We start from the raw sequence: 14,210 nt of genomic DNA on the forward strand, positions 1-14,210 counted from the left end.
CAATACGACACCGAGAAAATGCCTCGGCTTCGTCACGCCTCTCCAAGCCATGCTCAAAGAACTTGGCAAAGACGTCCAAATCCGCTTCTCATGATCACGTTGCACTTCACCCTGGAATCCACCGAGGGACTTCCATCCCAGCCCATGCTCCGTCTCCCTCGGGTGCCGAGCCGAGGGTCCAGAAGCCGGAATGCGGTGCGTGTTCATGAAACCGCGGATGGGGTCGTCGCAGTCCTGACGAAAGGCGCCGGCGCCGTACTGGATCCTCGGGACGGAGCCCGAGGATGACAGTTTCCGTCAGGAATCTGCCTCAGACGTAGGCGCCGTGGCAGTGCTTGAACTTCTTGCCCGAACCGCACGGGCAGGCCTCGTTGCGGCCGACACGGCCCCACTGATCCGGATTGTCGGCATCGACCCGCAGGCCGTCAGCTTCCGTCGGCGTGAAATTCGCCGTCATCCGGTCCGAGCCGTCGCCCATCATATCCTCGCCAGTGGTGGCGTCGAAATGATGCGCTTCCATCTCTTCAGGTGGAGCGAGATCGCGCTGGGCCTCGTCCTGCTGGACGATCTCGACCTGCATGATCTGGGTCGTCACACGCTCGCGCATATTGGCGAGCATGGTCTGGAAGAGCTCGAAAGCCTCGGACTTGTACTCGTTCAGCGGATCACGCTGGGCATAGCCGCGGAAACCGACGACATTGCGCAGATGGTCGAGATTGACGAGATGCTCGCGCCACAAACCATCGATCGTCTGGAGCACCAGTGAACGCTGGACATAGGCCATCATGTCCGTTCCGAACCGCTCGGTCTTATCGGCGACGTGCTTGTCGGCGGCATCCGTCATCCGCTCGCGGATATCGTCTTCCGCAACGCCCTCTTCCTGAGCCCATTCGACAATTGGAAGGTCGAGATTGAGCGTATCACGCGTTTCGTCGCGGAGTTCAGTCGTCGTCCACTGCTCCGGATAGCTCTTTTCCGGAATGTGCCGTTTGACGAGACTTTCGATCGTCTCGTGCCGCATATCGGTGGTCGTCTCGGCGACCTCGTCCGGGCTTGCCTCCATCAGCTCGACTCGCTGGTCGAACACGACGCGGCGCTGATCGTTCATCACGTCGTCGTATTTCAGGAGATTCTTGCGGATGTCGAAGTTGCGAGCCTCGACTTTCTTCTGGGCGCGTTCCAGAGCCTTGTTGATCCAGGGATGGACGATCGACTCGCCTTCCTTGAGGCCAAGCTTCTGCAGCATCCCGTCCATACGGTCGGAGCCGAAGATGCGCATCAGGTCGTCCTGAAGCGACAGATAGAACTTGGAACGGCCCGGATCGCCCTGACGGCCGGAACGGCCACGCAGCTGATTGTCGATGCGGCGGGATTCGTGACGCTCGGTCGCGAGAACGTAGAGCCCACCGTTTTCGATAGCCTGCTTTTTCAGAAGGCCGACCTCGGCGCGGATCGCGGCTTCCGCCTTCTGGCGCTCGGGACCTTCCGGCATGTCGCCGAGTTCGGTGTCGATCCGCATCTGCGGATTGCCGCCGAGCTGAATGTCCGTACCACGACCCGCCATATTGGTGGCGATCGTCACTGCGCCCGGCACGCCGGCCTGGGCGACGATGCCGGCTTCTTCCTCGTGGTGGCGGGCGTTCAGAACCTTGAAGTTCTTCATGCCATCGCGCTTCAGGATTTCGGCAAGGTGCTCGGACTTCTCGATCGAGACCGTGCCGACGAGAATTGGCTGGCCGCGCGAATGGGCCTCCTGAATTTCCTTGCTGATCGCCTGGAACTTCTCTTCGAAGGTCCGATAGACTTCGTCGTCCTCGTCGATACGCGCGATCGGCAGGTTCGTCGGAACCTCGATCACGTCTAGTCCGTAAATATCGCCGAACTCGGCCGCTTCCGTCTGAGCGGTACCGGTCATGCCGGACAGCTTGTCGTACATGCGGAAGTAGTTCTGGAAGGTGATCGAGGCGAGCGTCTGGTTCTCGGGCTGGATCGTCACCTGTTCCTTGGCTTCTAGCGCCTGATGCAGGCCCTCGGAGAAGCGCCGGCCCGGCATCATGCGGCCGGTGAACTCGTCGATGATGACCACGTCGTCGCCACGGACGATGTAGTCTTTGTCGCGCTGGAAGAGCTGATGAGCCTTCAGCGCATTGTTGACGTGATGGACGATTGCGACGTTCTCGATATCGTAGAGCGAGGCGCCCTGAAGATGTCCGGCCTCTTCAAGCAGACGCTCCAGCTTTTCCGTACCATCCTCGGTGAAGGTCGCCGTGCGCTGCTTCTCGTCGAGTTCGTAGTCCTCTTCCGAAAGCTGCGGGATGAAGGCGTCGAGCGTCTTGTAAAGTTCCGAGCGGTCGTCGAGCGGACCAGAGATGATCAGCGGCGTGCGTGCTTCGTCGATCAGGATCGAGTCGACCTCGTCGACGATCGCATAGTGATGACCGCGCTGCACCATCTGCGCGCGCTCATACTTCATATTGTCGCGAAGATAGTCGAAGCCGAGTTCGTTATTGGTGCCGTAAGTGACGTCGCAGGCGTAGGCCTGGCGTCGCTGCGCATCGCTCATACCATGCACGATGACGCCGGTGGTCAGACCGAGAAAGCCATAGAGGCGGCCCATGTCGGCGGCGTCGCGGCTGGCGAGGTAGTCGTTCACCGTGACGACGTGAACGCCCTTTCCCTCAAGCGCATTGAGATAGACGGCGAGCGTCGCGACGAGGGTCTTGCCCTCACCGGTCTTCATCTCCGCGATATTGCCCTTGTGGAGAACGATACCGCCGATGAGCTGCACATCGAAATGGCGCATGCCGAGGGTGCGCTTCGACGCTTCCCTTACGACCGCGAAGGCCGGAACGAGAAGATCGTCGACCGTCTTACCTTCAGCAAGCTGCGCTTTGAATTCGTCGCTCTTGGCACGCAACTCGGCGTCGCTCAGCTGGGAAAACTCGTCTTCCAGCGCATTGATCGCATCGATCTGGTGTCGATATTTTTTAACGAGCCTGTCGTTCGACGAACCAAGCAATTTGCGGGCGATTCCGCCGAAACCCAGCATGAACCAGTCCTTCTCGACCTGTTGCGATTTGACCGGCATGTCGCGCCGGACCGAGCCCGGCCGCCGCGCTCTCGTATCGACCCGCAAATGGCCACGGGGAGCCTTGGCAAAACTTAATCCGAAGGCGGCTGGACTTTCGGGACGGGCGAGAGATAAGAGTGCCCCAAACCGTTGTCAACGGCGCTTACGCCTGCACTTTCAGACTGTGCAGGCATCGAAAGGCCATGTTTTTCGCGATCTTTCATAGGTCGAGCGATGGAACCTGGCCATGGTGTTTCATCGAACGATCACATCTCCAAGGACGCGTTTCACCATGCTTCAGAGCAAACGTCTCGGCTTGATTTCCGCAACGGCCGCCATTGCACTCATGACGGCGGCGCCTGTTTTTGCCCAATCTTCCGTCGTCGCGACCGTCGGAGACGAGGAAATCACGGAAGCCGACCTCAATGCCGCGCAGAATGAGATCGGCGGGGACTTCCAGCGCGTGCCGGAAGACCAGCGCCGCATCGCCGTTCTTGCGGCACTGATCGATATCAAGGTGCTCGCACAGGCGGCCGAAGAGGCTTCTTTGCAGGATGACGCCGAGACCGCCGCGACAATCGATTTCCTGCGCGACCGGACCCTGCACAATGCCTATTTCGCTAAGGAGGGTGTAAGCACCGTCAACGACGAGGAACTCCGGGCGCGCTACGATGAGGAAATCTCGGCGATCGAGCCCGAGGAGGAAGTCCACGCACGACACATTCTTCTCGAAACGGAGGACGAGGCAAAGGCTGTCATCAAGGAGTTGCAGGACGGTGCGGACTTCGCCGAAGTCGCCAAGGAAAAGTCGACGGGTCCAACCGGTCCGAACGGCGGCGACCTCGGCTTCTTCGCCAAGGGACAAATGGTCCCGCCCTTCTCCGAAGCAGCGTTCGCGCTCGAGCCTGGCAGCATCACGACTGAGCCGGTCAAGACCGAATACGGCTGGCACGTGATCAAGGTCGAGGAAAAGCGCCAGGCAGAACCGCCGTCTTTCGAACAGGTTCAGGACCAGATTCGCCGCGCCGTTCTTCAGGAGAAGTATGTCGGTCTCGTCGGCGATGCGCGCGAGAAGCTCGGCGTCACCTATGTCGATCCGGCCGTGAAGAAGCAGATGGACGAGCTGAAGGCCAAGGCCGATGCGGCTGCCGCCGAGATGCGCGGCGGAACCGCGAACTGATCCTTCGGCCGCTGGCGGTAAGAAGATGTAGAAGCAGGATGTGGCCGTCTTCGTAGGAGACGGCCATTTTGTTATAGGAGACGGCAAACCGTTTCCGGCCCCAGTATGAGACCATGATCATGCCGCATAAATCGACGCCGGAAACGGCACCGCACGTTTCGCCGCTTGCGCCCGCCTCCATTCCCGATGTTCCCGCGATCGACGGCCTGCGCATCGCAACCGCATCAGCGGGCATCAAATATGCCGGGCGCACCGATCTCCTGCTTATGGTCTTCGACGAACCGGCTGCGGTCGCGGGCGTCTTTACGACCTCCCGCTGCGCCTCGGCGCCGGTGGATGTCTGCCGACGCAATCTTGCCGTCGGGCGGGCGAGGGCGCTCGTCGTCAATTCGGGCAATGCCAATGCATTCACCGGCAAGCGCGGCGAGGAATCGACGCGATTGACGAGCGAGGCGGCGGCGAAGGCTGTCGGCTGTTCGCCGGACGAGATATTCCTCGCTTCGACGGGTGTTATCGGCGAGCCGCTCGATCAGACGAAGTTCGTCGGTCTTCTCGACGATCTGGCAGATGAGGCAAAGCCCGATCGCTGGCGTGAAGCGGCCGATGCGATCATGACGACGGATACCTATCCGAAGCTCCTCTCGCGAACGGTATCCATCGACGGCGTGCCGGTAACGATCAACGGCATTGCCAAGGGCGCCGGCATGATCGCGCCCGACATGGCGACGATGCTGTCCTTCATCGCCACGGACGCACCCGTTTCAGCGCCGGCGCTTCAGGCCATGCTGGCCGACGCCGTCGCGCCAAGCTTCAACTCGACGACGGTCGATGGCGACACGTCCACCTCGGACACACTGCTGTTCTTCGCGACCGGGGCCGCGCAGGCTCGTGGTTGCGAGCCGATCGGGGATGCGCTCGATCCGCGCCTGTCAGAATTCAAGGAAGCTCTCAACGGACTCTGCCTCGACCTCGCCCGCCAGATCGCGCGGGACGGCGAGGGCGCACGAAAAGAGATCGTGGTCAGCGTGAAGGGCGCTGTGAGCGACCTTTCGGCCAAGCGGATCGCGATGTCTATCGCCAATTCTCCGCTGGTGAAGACGGCTGTCGCCGGCGAGGACGCAAACTGGGGCCGGGTCGTCATGGCTGTCGGCAAGGCCGGAGAGGAAGCCGATCGGGACCGGCTGAAGATTTCGTTCGGCGATGTTCGCGTGGCGGTCGACGGCGAACGCGATCCCGACTACGAGGAAAGCGTCGCGGCTGCCGTCATGAAGCACGACACGATCGAGGTCGGGGTCGATATCGGTCTCGGCGAAGGCCGCTGGACGGTCTACACCTGCGATCTGACGAAGGAGTATGTCGCGATCAATGGCGACTACAGAAGCTGACCTTAGCAGCCAACTCGCGAAGATCAGGCGTCTCGAAGCGCTGGGCTTCCGCGCGTTTCCAGCGACGTCGACCGAGTTCGACGGCACCTGGGCCATCCGGTTGACGCCGGCCTATCCGGCGAAACGCCTGAATTCCGTCAATCCGCTCGATCCCGGCGACAATGCGAGGATCGCCGAGCGCATCGAACAGGCATCGCAACGCTTTCGCGATGCGGGACGCACTCTGACGTTCCGCCTGTCGCCGCTCGCGCCCAAGGAACTGGTCGACCACCTCGATGTCGAGGGCTGGAAGCGGTTCGACGAAACCTGCGTCCTGACCGCAGATCTGTCCGCAATCGATCTGTCGGGTTCGATCGACCGCCTGCCGTTCAAGGATGTCGAGCGCTATGTCGAAGCGAGTCTCACGGTACACGAACGCTCGCCGAAACTCGCCAACGGCCTGAAGCGCGTGATCGAGGATATTGCGCCGGTCAAGACGATGTTCATCAGGGAAGATGTCGACGGGAAGCCGCTCGGCGTCGCGATGGCGATCCACGAGCGGGATATCTCAGGGGTTCTCGACGTCGCGGTCGCAAGCGGTCGGCGGCGCGAGGGATTTGGCCGCGATCTCGTCAGTTCGGCCCTCGGCCATGTGCGCCATCGCGGTGCCAAAACGGCCTGGGTGCAGGTCGAAGCCTCGAACGAGGCCGGTCTCGCGCTTTATCGATCCTTCGGCTTTCAGGAAGCCTATCGGTACGAATACCGCACCAGAAACACGTCCACACAATGACCGACGGATCGCATAAACCCGTTCTCCTCGTCACGGCCTGTGCGCTGATCGATCAGGACGGCAGAATTCTTCTGGCGCAGCGTCCGGAGGGAAAGAACCTCGCAGGCATGTGGGAGTTTCCGGGCGGAAAGCTGGAACCGGGAGAAACGCCCGAGGAAACGCTGATCCGGGAGCTTCGCGAAGAACTCGGAATCGAGACGCGGTCTGCGTGCCTTGCCCCGCTGACCTTCGCGAGCCACAGCTACGACGCGTTCCATCTCTTCATGCCGCTTTACGTATGCCGGCGTTACGAAGGTATCCCCCGAGGGCAGGAAGGGCAGGCGCTCAAATGGGTTCGTGCTCGGGATCTTCGGTCATATCCTATGCCGCCGGCCGACGAGCCGTTGATTCCACCGCTGGTGGAGCTTCTCGGATAAGATCTAGCCAACCATAAGAATCACGACAACAGACTAACCTAGCGTAAGTAACGGCCTATCTTCTGAAAAAGATAAAATTGTCTGTGCAAACTGAACACGGTTTTAAGCGAAAGTTCATCTGTTCCGAGGGATGATCGCGACCAGTGCCTGAAGCCGGAAACGAGAGATCGATGACCGAATTCGAAATCAGAAGCAAGGACATCGACGACTACGATCTGACTTCGCCTCTGAGTCATTTCAGGTCGGTCCTGATCCGGGGTTCGGTCCTCTTCGGCCTCGGTGTCGCTGCCGTGACGCTGATCGTGGTTCCGGCCGTGAAGCAGGGACAGAACAGCACCTTGGCGGCCATGAGCGGCGCCAACATCGATCAGATGACGACCGGGTCGATCACCTCGCAGGCTCGGTCGACCACCTATCGAGTTCAGCGCAGCGTCCTTCAATCGGGTGCGGGCCCTTGCCTGATGTGGCCGGATGGACGCCAGCAGGGGGCGTGCTGATGGCGAGTGAACCGATTTCGAAGCCTGTACGCGCTCTGCAGAAAATGAGTTCCCTGGTCGAGGACCAGAGTGGGGCAACTGCGATCGAATACGTACTGATCGCAGGCATTATCGCAGTCGGGCTGGTCTCCAGTCTGGCACTACTCGATCTACCGACCGCGTTCGCCAATATCTCGACTGCGGTCGCCAACGCCATAGCCGGCGGCTGACCGCCTGCCGCTTTCCGGCTCTCGTGAAAACGCTGTTGAAAGTGCCCGCAAATTACCGTTCGCGGTGTTCCAGCGCGTCTTTCATGCTGGCCTTGGCGCTGCCGCGCCGGGCCGGCTTCTGCTGGCTTTCATGCGGTACCCATCCAGACAGATAGACATAGTCGAACGTTGCGCGAATGCGTCCGTCGGCGTCCGAGAACCGATCCGCATAGATTTCGGCAGCCCGAAGAAAGAACGCTCGGGTCGAGGGGCGACGCGATCGCTGAACGAGACTGTTAGCGAGCCCCATCGCGCGAATATCGCGCATCAGCTCGAACATCGTGTCATATCGAACGGTCAGCCGATCCTGATCGGTGACAGGAAGGGCGAAGCCGGCACGCTGAAGCAGGCCGCCCAGGTCTCGAATATCGGGAAACGGGACGACGCGTGGGGAGACGCCTCCGGAGGCCTCCGCTTCGGCTGCGAGGAGCGACTGACGCAGTTCGTTCAGCGTTTCGCCACCCAGCAAAGCCGCGGAGAAGAGCCCGTCCGGTTTGAGCGCTCGCCTGATCTGGATGAGCGTCCCTGGCGTATCATTGGTCAGATGAAGGGTGAGATTGGAAAGGACGAGATCGAGCGATCCGGCTGCAAAGGGCAGGGCCTCCTCGTCCGCGACCACGGCGGCGGGCGCCCCTTCGAGAAGCTGCGGATGCGGAGCGCTCGATATCACGGCGTCGACATTTGCCAGCCCTGCAATCCTCGGCCCGAGAGCAGCGTAGACGTCGTCGACGAGAAGACATCGTTCGAACTCGCGCTTGGTGACGCTGAGCCGCTCCGTCAGTTCTTCCGCCGAAACCTGATGGAGAAAATCCGGTCGATCGCCACCTTGAGCGACGGCGCGGCGGACCCGGCGCCGGGTCGTCAGTTCTCGATCGATAACTGTTCCGACCGATGTTTCCGGCGCAATCGACATAACCGCCTCTTGATAATGTGTCTTCCCGCGCGGACGCGGATATAGTCAGGATGTTCCGGCATAGTGCCGGGCCCAATGTGGCTTCTCCCCACGAGATGCCCACCAGCTGCGAAAGGTTTCGGAACTTGCAGGCCCTGAAGCAGCGCGGCGATCAATTGGCAAGGCGTCTCGGCGATCTTCTGTTCCCGCCGATCTGCACAGGCTGCGGGATCGGCGTCGGTCAGCCCTCCGCTTTATGCCCTGCTTGTTGGGCCAAACTCCGGTTTATCGAACGACCCTATTGCGACATTCTCTGCCTGCCTTTTTCCTACGATCCGGGTGAGGGGATCGTCTCGGCCGAAGCGATCGCCGATCCGCCGCCCTTCGAAAAACTGCGCGCCGTCGTTCTCTACGACGACATGGCGCGCCGGTTGGTGTCCTCGCTCAAATATCGCGATCGGCTCGATCTCGTACCGCTGATGGCGGCCTGGATGATGCGAGCCGGAGGTGAGCTCGTTGCAGCGAGCGATGTGGTCATCCCGGTGCCGCTTCACAGACGGCGGCTCTGGCAGCGGCAATTCAACCAGTCCGCCGAAATCGGGCGCTCCATCGCAAAGACCACGGGTCTCCAGTTTGCGCCGGCTGCTCTCGATCGCATCAAACCGACGAGGAAGCAGGTTGGCCTCGGCCGCAACCAGCGGCGTGACAATGTCCGTGGTGCCTTCAAGGTCCGAGCGGAACGCCGCGATGAGGTGCTTGGAAAGTCCGTTCTTCTCATCGACGACGTCTTCACTACGGGGTCGACAGCCTCAAGCGCGACGAAGGCGCTGAAACGCGCCGGAGCGCATTCGGTGAATGTGCTGACGTTCGCGCGGGTTGCGGCTTTCGATATGTAAGGCCATATCCTCGATCAATTCGCACCGTTCCAGCGTCAGGAAGGTCTCATGCCCGACATAACCATCTACACTCGCCAGCTCTGCGGCTTCTGCGCCCGGGCCAAACGGCTGCTGGACGAAAAGGGCGTTGCTTATGAAGAGAAAGACGCAACCGGCTCGCCGGAGCTGCGGCAGGAAATGCGCGAGCGGGCCAAGGGCGGCTCGACGTTTCCGCAGATATTCATCGGCGAGACCCATGTGGGAGGCTGCGACGATCTCTTCGCGCTCGAACGGGCCGGCAAGCTCGATCCCATGCTCAACGCGTGATATCTGGCGGGCGATCTCGATAGGGAATTTACAGGAATGACCGTCTTTCGCGCCGCCGTTCTTCAGATGCGATCGGGTATCGATCCGGCGGAGAACGCCGATCGCTTCGCCGCGCTCGTCGAGGAAGCGGTCGCAGCCGGGGCGGACTACGTTCAGTCGCCTGAGATGACCAACATGGTTCAGCGCGACCGCGAGACCCTCAGGCAGTATCTCACTCCCGAGGCCGATGATCCGGTGGCGCTGACAGCCGCGCGGCTCGCCAAGGCACACGCCATTCATATCCATGTCGGGTCGATTGCCGTCGCGTTGGAAGACGGACAGGTCGCCAATCGCGCCATCGTTTTCGGTCCCGACGGCGGTAAGCTGGCGTCCTACGACAAGATCCACATGTTCGACGTCGATCTCGACGGCGGCGAAAGCTGGCGGGAATCGCGGACCTATCGGCCGGGCGGAGACGCCACGATCGCCGCGATCACACCAAATGGCACTTCGGCGAATCTGGGGCTCGCGATCTGCTACGACATGCGCTTCCCGCATCTATTCCGCGAAGAAGCGATCGCCGGATCGGATATCCTCACCGCGCCGGCCGCCTTCACCCGCCAGACCGGCGAGGCGCATTGGCACGTTTTGCTGCGGGCCCGGGCGATAGAGAACGGAGCATTCGTGATTGCAGCAGCACAGGGCGGTGTTCACGAGGACGGGCGCGACACCTACGGCCATTCGCTGATCGTCGATCCCTGGGGCCGCGTCCTCGCGGAGGTTCAGGGCAACGAACCCGGCATCGCCGTCGCCGACATCGATCTCTCTCTCGTCGGCCAGACCCGGGCGAAAATTCCCACTCTCTCCAATGCCCGCGTCTTCCAGTCCGCCGGGAAGAGGGTCGTGGTGTCGAATGCCGTCGGTTCAGACGGCGCAGACGAGGTGTCTCGCCAGCCCAAGATGGCCGCGAAATGATTCATTTTGCGCTGAAGTGCTGTGACGGGCATCGTTTCGATGGTTGGTTCCGGTCCACATCCGATTTCGAAACGCAGCTGAGTCGCGGTCTCGTCACTTGTACCTATTGTGGCGAAACGAATGTCGAAAAGGCTCTGATGCGGCCTGCGATAGGATTAAACGCAAAGACGGACGCTTCCAAGGAAGCCTCCGATACCCAGTCCGAATCGACGTCGGGTAGCGTGACGACGGTGGCCGCCGAAACGCCTCCCGATCAGAATTTAGCAAAGATGAAAGAGCTGTGGTCCGCGTTGCAGACAGAGGTCCGTGCCCTGCGCAAGAAATCGGAATATGTCGGCACGAAATTCGCCGAGGAGGCGCGGCGCGTCCACTACGGGGAGAGCACGAAGAAGGGCGTCTACGGCGAAGCGAGCCGCGAAGAGGTCAAGGCTCTTCACGAGGAGGGCATCATGGCCTTCCCGATGCCAGCTCTACCGGAAGACAAGAACTGACTTTTATCTGCGTTGGCTACGTTACGGCGGGCAGATCGCTCGGCGTCAAGCGACTGCGCGCCGTGCAAGCGTGATGCCCCGACTGCTGCGATTCCTTGAAGCTGCTTGCTTCTTGAAGTCGAGAGCCTGCTGCCGAAGGAGGTCGCCCTTGGCGCCCGCATACTGACGAAGATCCTTCATCTCGCACTGCAGGACCACGTCGAACGCAAGGCTTCTGAGGTGGACCCGGCTGTAGCAGAAGAAACCAAGCGCAGCCCGTTCCTCGCCGGGAATCTCAAGGATCAGTTCTTCGCGAACATCGTCCTCGGTCCGAATGAGTTTTGCCAGGAGATCCAGCGAAATCGGACAGGACTGTTCGCGGATCGCGTTCTCCGAATTGTGGGTGGGCATATTCGTCCTCACATGCTGCTGCCGGAAGACCACATACAGACGGTCGTCACAGCTTGGCCGAATGGCGCTTCATGCGCGATTTTCGGATGATAAGCCGATCGTGGTTACTCAAAGCTTAACTCGCGCTTTAAGAGTGCTCGACCTGCCTGAATAATTTGCTCACGTTACCATGAAGTAAATAGGACACACTGAGCCCGCGAAACAGGGTTTTCAGCCCCGGCGATCTCGTCTGTGTCGAGCCCAGATCAGGCGGCAGGGCGGCGCGAGATGGTCATGTAGTTAACAGAGGTGTCCGTTGACCGTTTCCAGGCGTCTTCGAGCGGATGATAGACGACACCCAGTTCTTCGATCACGCTCATGCCGGCTGCGCTGACTGGTCCCTCGATCTCTTCCGGACGGACAAGTTTGGAGTACTGGTGAGTGCCTTTGGGCAACCAGCCCAGCACGTATTCCGCGCCGACGATCGCGAATGCGAGGGCCTTGGCCGTCCTGTTGATCGTCGCGACGAAAAGAAGCCCTCCCGGCTTCACCATGTCAGCACAGGTCGTCAGGAAGAACGGCACGTCGGCAACGTGCTCGACGATTTCGAGCGCCAGGACAACATCGAAGGTCTTGCCTTCCGTCGCGATCGCCTCGGCGGTCGTTGCCCGATAATCGATGTCCAGACCGGCTTCCTTGGCGTGGAGCTTTGCGACCTCGACATTCGTCTCCGAAGCGTCCGCAGCCGTTACGTCGAAGCCGAGGCGCCGCATCGGCTCGGCAATCAGCCCGCCGCCGCAACCGATGTCGAGGAGCGAAAGGCCTGCGAAGGGCTTCGACTGCCCGAGCGGCCGATCGAAATTGAGGGCGACCTGTTCGCGAATCTCTTCGAGACGGGTGGGATTGAACTTGTGTAGCGGCTTGAACTTGCCCTTCGGATTCCACCACTCTGCCGCGAGCTTGGAGAACCGGTCGATCTCGTCCTGGTCGATCGTATTTCCCTGTGCTTGGCTCATGGCTCTGTCCTGCGCGATTTGAAGTCTCTCTCGATCATCGAATTTCGGCGGGCGGCAACGAAGTCAAGGTAAATCGCCGGACGATGCGCCGTGATGCCGCGCAGGCTGTGAGCATTCCTGCCGCCCTGTTCGCTCTTCCCACTCATTCACCGTTGTAAAATCGAACGGCCTCGGTTAGGGAACTCGCGCTTTTCGGTGCGACAGCGCCGCGCAGACATCCACTACGTAACCCGAAGGACTTCGCGGCGGACTTTTCAAGCGTCTGGCTGCCGCCCTGCTCATCATTCCATGGCCCGTCTCGTTCTGAAATTCGGCGGCACTTCGGTTGCCGACATCGACCGCATCCGGAATGTGGCCCGGCACGTCAAACGCGAGTTCGATGCCGGCCACGATGTCGCCGTCGTCGTATCCGCGATGGCCGGTAAGACCAACGAACTCGTTGGCTGGTGCCGCGAGGCGAGCCCGCTGCACGATGCACGCGAATACGATGCTGTCGTCGCAAGCGGCGAGCAGGTAACCGCGGGGCTTCTGGCGATCGTGCTCCAGGAAATGGGCGTCAACGCGCGCTCCTGGCTCGGCTGGCAGATCCCGCTGAAGACCGACGACGCACACGGTGCCGCGCGCATCGGCGATATCGACGGATCGGAAATCGTCCGCCGGTTCTCCGAGAAGCAGGTGGCGATCGTCGCCGGCTTCCAGGGAATCGCGCCGGACAATCGTATCGCGACGCTTGGTCGGGGTGGATCGGACACGTCGGCCGTCGCGCTCGCAGCCGCGCTCAACGCGGATCGCTGCGATATCTATACGGATGTCGACGGCGTCTATACGACCGACCCGCGCATCGCTCCCAAGGCGCGCCGCATGAACAAGATCGCGTTCGAAGAGATGCTGGAAATGGCATCCCTCGGTGCGAAGGTTCTTCAGGTGCGCTCGGTCGAACTTGCGATGGTTCATAAGGTCCGCACCTTCGTGCGGTCCTCATTCGATGATCCCGATGCCCCGGAGATGGGTGATTTCGAAAATCCCCCGGGAACGCTGATTTGTGACGAGGATGAGATCGTGGAACAGGAAGTCGTCTCCGGCATCGCCTATTCGAAGGACGAAGCGCAGATTTCGTTGCGGCGCGTCGCCGACCGTCCCGGCGTTGCCGCCGCGATCTTCGGCCCGTTGGCCGATGCCGGCGTCAACGTCGACATGATCGTCCAGAACATTTCGGAATCGGGCGAATCGACGGACATGACCTTCACGGTTCCGGCCGCCGACCTTTCCAAGGCCGTCGATGTCCTCGAAAAGACGAAGGCCGAAAGCGGCTATGACGCGATCCAGAGCGAGGCCGGGCTCACCAAGGTTTCGGTCATCGGCATCGGAATGCGCAGCCATACCGGTGTCGCCGCGACGGCTTTCAAGGAGCTGGCGAAGATCCCGGTCAATATCCGGGCGATCACCACCTCGGAAATCAAGATCTCTATCCTGATCGACAGCGACTTCACCGAACTCGCGGTGCGCCGCCTCCATTCCGTCTACGGATTGGACAAGGTTTGACCGCCTTGTCCCGACATGGGACAAGCCTCCCAACATTGGGTGGACCGGCAAGCGCCGGTCCCTTCGAAGTCCCGCCCGGAGGAAATGCATCTCTGAATAGCTGATGCCGAACGAGCGCGGGAGACTTGATGCGGTTACAGAGCCCCGTTAAAGACACGCCAAGCCGATGTGAGGGGACA

The 14,210-nt window shown here is 60.9% G+C and carries 15 protein-coding genes; 11 read left to right on the forward strand and 4 right to left on the reverse strand.

The window, feature by feature from the left end; all coding sequences use genetic code 11:
- Positions 1-310: 310 nt before the first annotated feature.
- Positions 311-3,049 (reverse strand): preprotein translocase subunit SecA, encoded by a 2,739-nt coding sequence (gene secA / locus ABRA89_RS17295; protein ID WP_349942821.1) that lies wholly within the window; start codon positions 3,047-3,049, stop codon positions 311-313.
- Positions 3,050-3,362: 313 nt separating this feature from the next.
- Here secA and ABRA89_RS17300 point away from each other — a divergent pair, with 313 nt between their 5' ends.
- The 6 genes from ABRA89_RS17300 (at position 3,363) to ABRA89_RS17325 (ending at position 7,526) form a co-directional block, all read left to right on the forward strand.
- A complete protein-coding gene (locus ABRA89_RS17300) occupies positions 3,363-4,250 on the forward strand; it encodes a peptidylprolyl isomerase (RefSeq protein WP_349942745.1) in 888 nt (295 codons plus the stop codon).
- Between the two features lie 119 nt (positions 4,251-4,369).
- Positions 4,370-5,635 (forward strand): bifunctional glutamate N-acetyltransferase/amino-acid acetyltransferase ArgJ, encoded by a 1,266-nt coding sequence (gene argJ / locus ABRA89_RS17305; RefSeq protein ID WP_349942746.1) that lies wholly within the window; start codon positions 4,370-4,372, stop codon positions 5,633-5,635.
- On the forward strand, positions 5,616-6,404 hold the full coding sequence (locus ABRA89_RS17310; RefSeq protein WP_349942747.1) for a GNAT family N-acetyltransferase: 789 nt from the start codon (positions 5,616-5,618) through the stop codon (positions 6,402-6,404). Before argJ ends, ABRA89_RS17310 begins: the two co-directional genes overlap by 20 nt.
- Positions 6,401-6,820 carry an 8-oxo-dGTP diphosphatase MutT gene (mutT, locus tag ABRA89_RS17315; protein ID WP_349942748.1) on the forward strand — a complete coding sequence of 140 codons (420 nt, stop codon included), beginning with the start codon at positions 6,401-6,403 and terminating at the stop codon, positions 6,818-6,820. The genes ABRA89_RS17310 and mutT overlap by 4 nt, the downstream gene beginning before the upstream one ends.
- Before the next feature lie 170 nt (positions 6,821-6,990).
- Entirely contained in the window at positions 6,991-7,317 is a 327-nt protein-coding gene (locus ABRA89_RS17320) for a hypothetical protein (protein ID WP_349942749.1), read from the forward strand.
- Between the two features lie 44 nt (positions 7,318-7,361).
- Entirely contained in the window at positions 7,362-7,526 is a 165-nt protein-coding gene (locus ABRA89_RS17325) for a Flp family type IVb pilin (RefSeq protein ID WP_349942750.1), read from the forward strand.
- Positions 7,527-7,578: 52 nt separating this feature from the next.
- On the opposite strand, the gene ABRA89_RS17330 is transcribed toward ABRA89_RS17325, so the two are convergent.
- A complete protein-coding gene (locus tag ABRA89_RS17330) occupies positions 7,579-8,472 on the reverse strand; it encodes a methyltransferase domain-containing protein (RefSeq protein ID WP_463671316.1) in 894 nt (297 codons plus the stop codon).
- A 131-nt stretch (positions 8,473-8,603) separates the two neighbouring features.
- Here ABRA89_RS17330 and ABRA89_RS17335 point away from each other — a divergent pair, with 131 nt between their 5' ends.
- Genes ABRA89_RS17335 through ABRA89_RS17350 form a run of 4 tightly spaced genes read left to right on the forward strand, consistent with a single transcriptional unit; the run spans position 8,604 to position 11,104 of the window.
- Complete coding sequence (locus ABRA89_RS17335) at positions 8,604-9,353, forward strand: ComF family protein (RefSeq protein WP_349942752.1); 750 nt, start codon at positions 8,604-8,606, stop codon at positions 9,351-9,353.
- Between the two features lie 48 nt (positions 9,354-9,401).
- Positions 9,402-9,659, forward strand: coding sequence for a glutaredoxin 3 (gene grxC / locus ABRA89_RS17340; RefSeq protein ID WP_349942753.1), 258 nt, complete (start codon positions 9,402-9,404; stop codon positions 9,657-9,659).
- A gap of 36 nt (positions 9,660-9,695) precedes the next feature.
- Positions 9,696-10,613 carry a carbon-nitrogen hydrolase family protein gene (locus ABRA89_RS17345; protein WP_349942754.1) on the forward strand — a complete coding sequence of 306 codons (918 nt, stop codon included), beginning with the start codon at positions 9,696-9,698 and terminating at the stop codon, positions 10,611-10,613.
- The gene (locus ABRA89_RS17350) at positions 10,610-11,104 is read left to right on the forward strand and encodes a DUF1178 family protein (RefSeq protein WP_349942755.1); all 495 of its coding nucleotides are present in this window, start codon (positions 10,610-10,612) and stop codon (positions 11,102-11,104) included. Before ABRA89_RS17345 ends, ABRA89_RS17350 begins: the two co-directional genes overlap by 4 nt.
- 45 nt (positions 11,105-11,149) lie before the next feature.
- On the opposite strand, the gene ABRA89_RS17355 is transcribed toward ABRA89_RS17350, so the two are convergent.
- On the reverse strand, positions 11,150-11,494 hold the full coding sequence (locus tag ABRA89_RS17355; RefSeq protein WP_349942756.1) for a hypothetical protein: 345 nt from the start codon (positions 11,492-11,494) through the stop codon (positions 11,150-11,152).
- 245 nt (positions 11,495-11,739) lie between these two features.
- A complete protein-coding gene (ubiG, locus tag ABRA89_RS17360) occupies positions 11,740-12,489 on the reverse strand; it encodes a bifunctional 2-polyprenyl-6-hydroxyphenol methylase/3-demethylubiquinol 3-O-methyltransferase UbiG (protein WP_349942757.1) in 750 nt (249 codons plus the stop codon).
- A 288-nt stretch (positions 12,490-12,777) separates the two neighbouring features.
- On the opposite strand from ubiG, the gene ABRA89_RS17365 reads away from it, so the two are divergent.
- On the forward strand, positions 12,778-14,031 hold the full coding sequence (locus ABRA89_RS17365) for an aspartate kinase (protein WP_349942758.1): 1,254 nt from the start codon (positions 12,778-12,780) through the stop codon (positions 14,029-14,031).
- Positions 14,032-14,210 lie beyond the last annotated feature (179 nt).

Origin of the sequence: Fulvimarina thalattae (assembly GCF_040239565.1) — a bacterium.
Lineage (GTDB): Bacteria > Pseudomonadota > Alphaproteobacteria > Rhizobiales > Rhizobiaceae > Fulvimarina.

What these genes read in the sequence shown, in the direction of transcription:
- ABRA89_RS17300 (WP_349942745.1), top strand. Translation starts at nt 3,363, where the DNA reads ATGCTTCAGAGCAAACGTCTCGGCTTGATTTCCGCAACGGCCGCCATT.
- ABRA89_RS17350 (WP_349942755.1), top strand. Translation starts at nt 10,610, where the DNA reads ATGATTCATTTTGCGCTGAAGTGCTGTGACGGGCATCGTTTCGATGGT.
- ABRA89_RS17325 (WP_349942750.1), top strand. Translation starts at nt 7,362, where the DNA reads ATGAGTTCCCTGGTCGAGGACCAGAGTGGGGCAACTGCGATCGAATAC.
- secA (WP_349942821.1), bottom strand. Translation starts at nt 3,049, where the DNA reads ATGCTGGGTTTCGGCGGAATCGCCCGCAAATTGCTTGGTTCGTCGAAC.
- mutT (WP_349942748.1), top strand. Translation starts at nt 6,401, where the DNA reads ATGACCGACGGATCGCATAAACCCGTTCTCCTCGTCACGGCCTGTGCG.
- ABRA89_RS17310 (WP_349942747.1), top strand. Translation starts at nt 5,616, where the DNA reads ATGGCGACTACAGAAGCTGACCTTAGCAGCCAACTCGCGAAGATCAGG.
- ABRA89_RS17365 (WP_349942758.1), top strand. Translation starts at nt 12,778, where the DNA reads ATGGCCCGTCTCGTTCTGAAATTCGGCGGCACTTCGGTTGCCGACATC.
- argJ (WP_349942746.1), top strand. Translation starts at nt 4,370, where the DNA reads ATGCCGCATAAATCGACGCCGGAAACGGCACCGCACGTTTCGCCGCTT.
- grxC (WP_349942753.1), top strand. Translation starts at nt 9,402, where the DNA reads ATGCCCGACATAACCATCTACACTCGCCAGCTCTGCGGCTTCTGCGCC.
- ABRA89_RS17345 (WP_349942754.1), top strand. Translation starts at nt 9,696, where the DNA reads ATGACCGTCTTTCGCGCCGCCGTTCTTCAGATGCGATCGGGTATCGAT.
- ABRA89_RS17320 (WP_349942749.1), top strand. Translation starts at nt 6,991, where the DNA reads ATGACCGAATTCGAAATCAGAAGCAAGGACATCGACGACTACGATCTG.
- ubiG (WP_349942757.1), bottom strand. Translation starts at nt 12,489, where the DNA reads ATGAGCCAAGCACAGGGAAATACGATCGACCAGGACGAGATCGACCGG.
- ABRA89_RS17355 (WP_349942756.1), bottom strand. Translation starts at nt 11,494, where the DNA reads ATGCCCACCCACAATTCGGAGAACGCGATCCGCGAACAGTCCTGTCCG.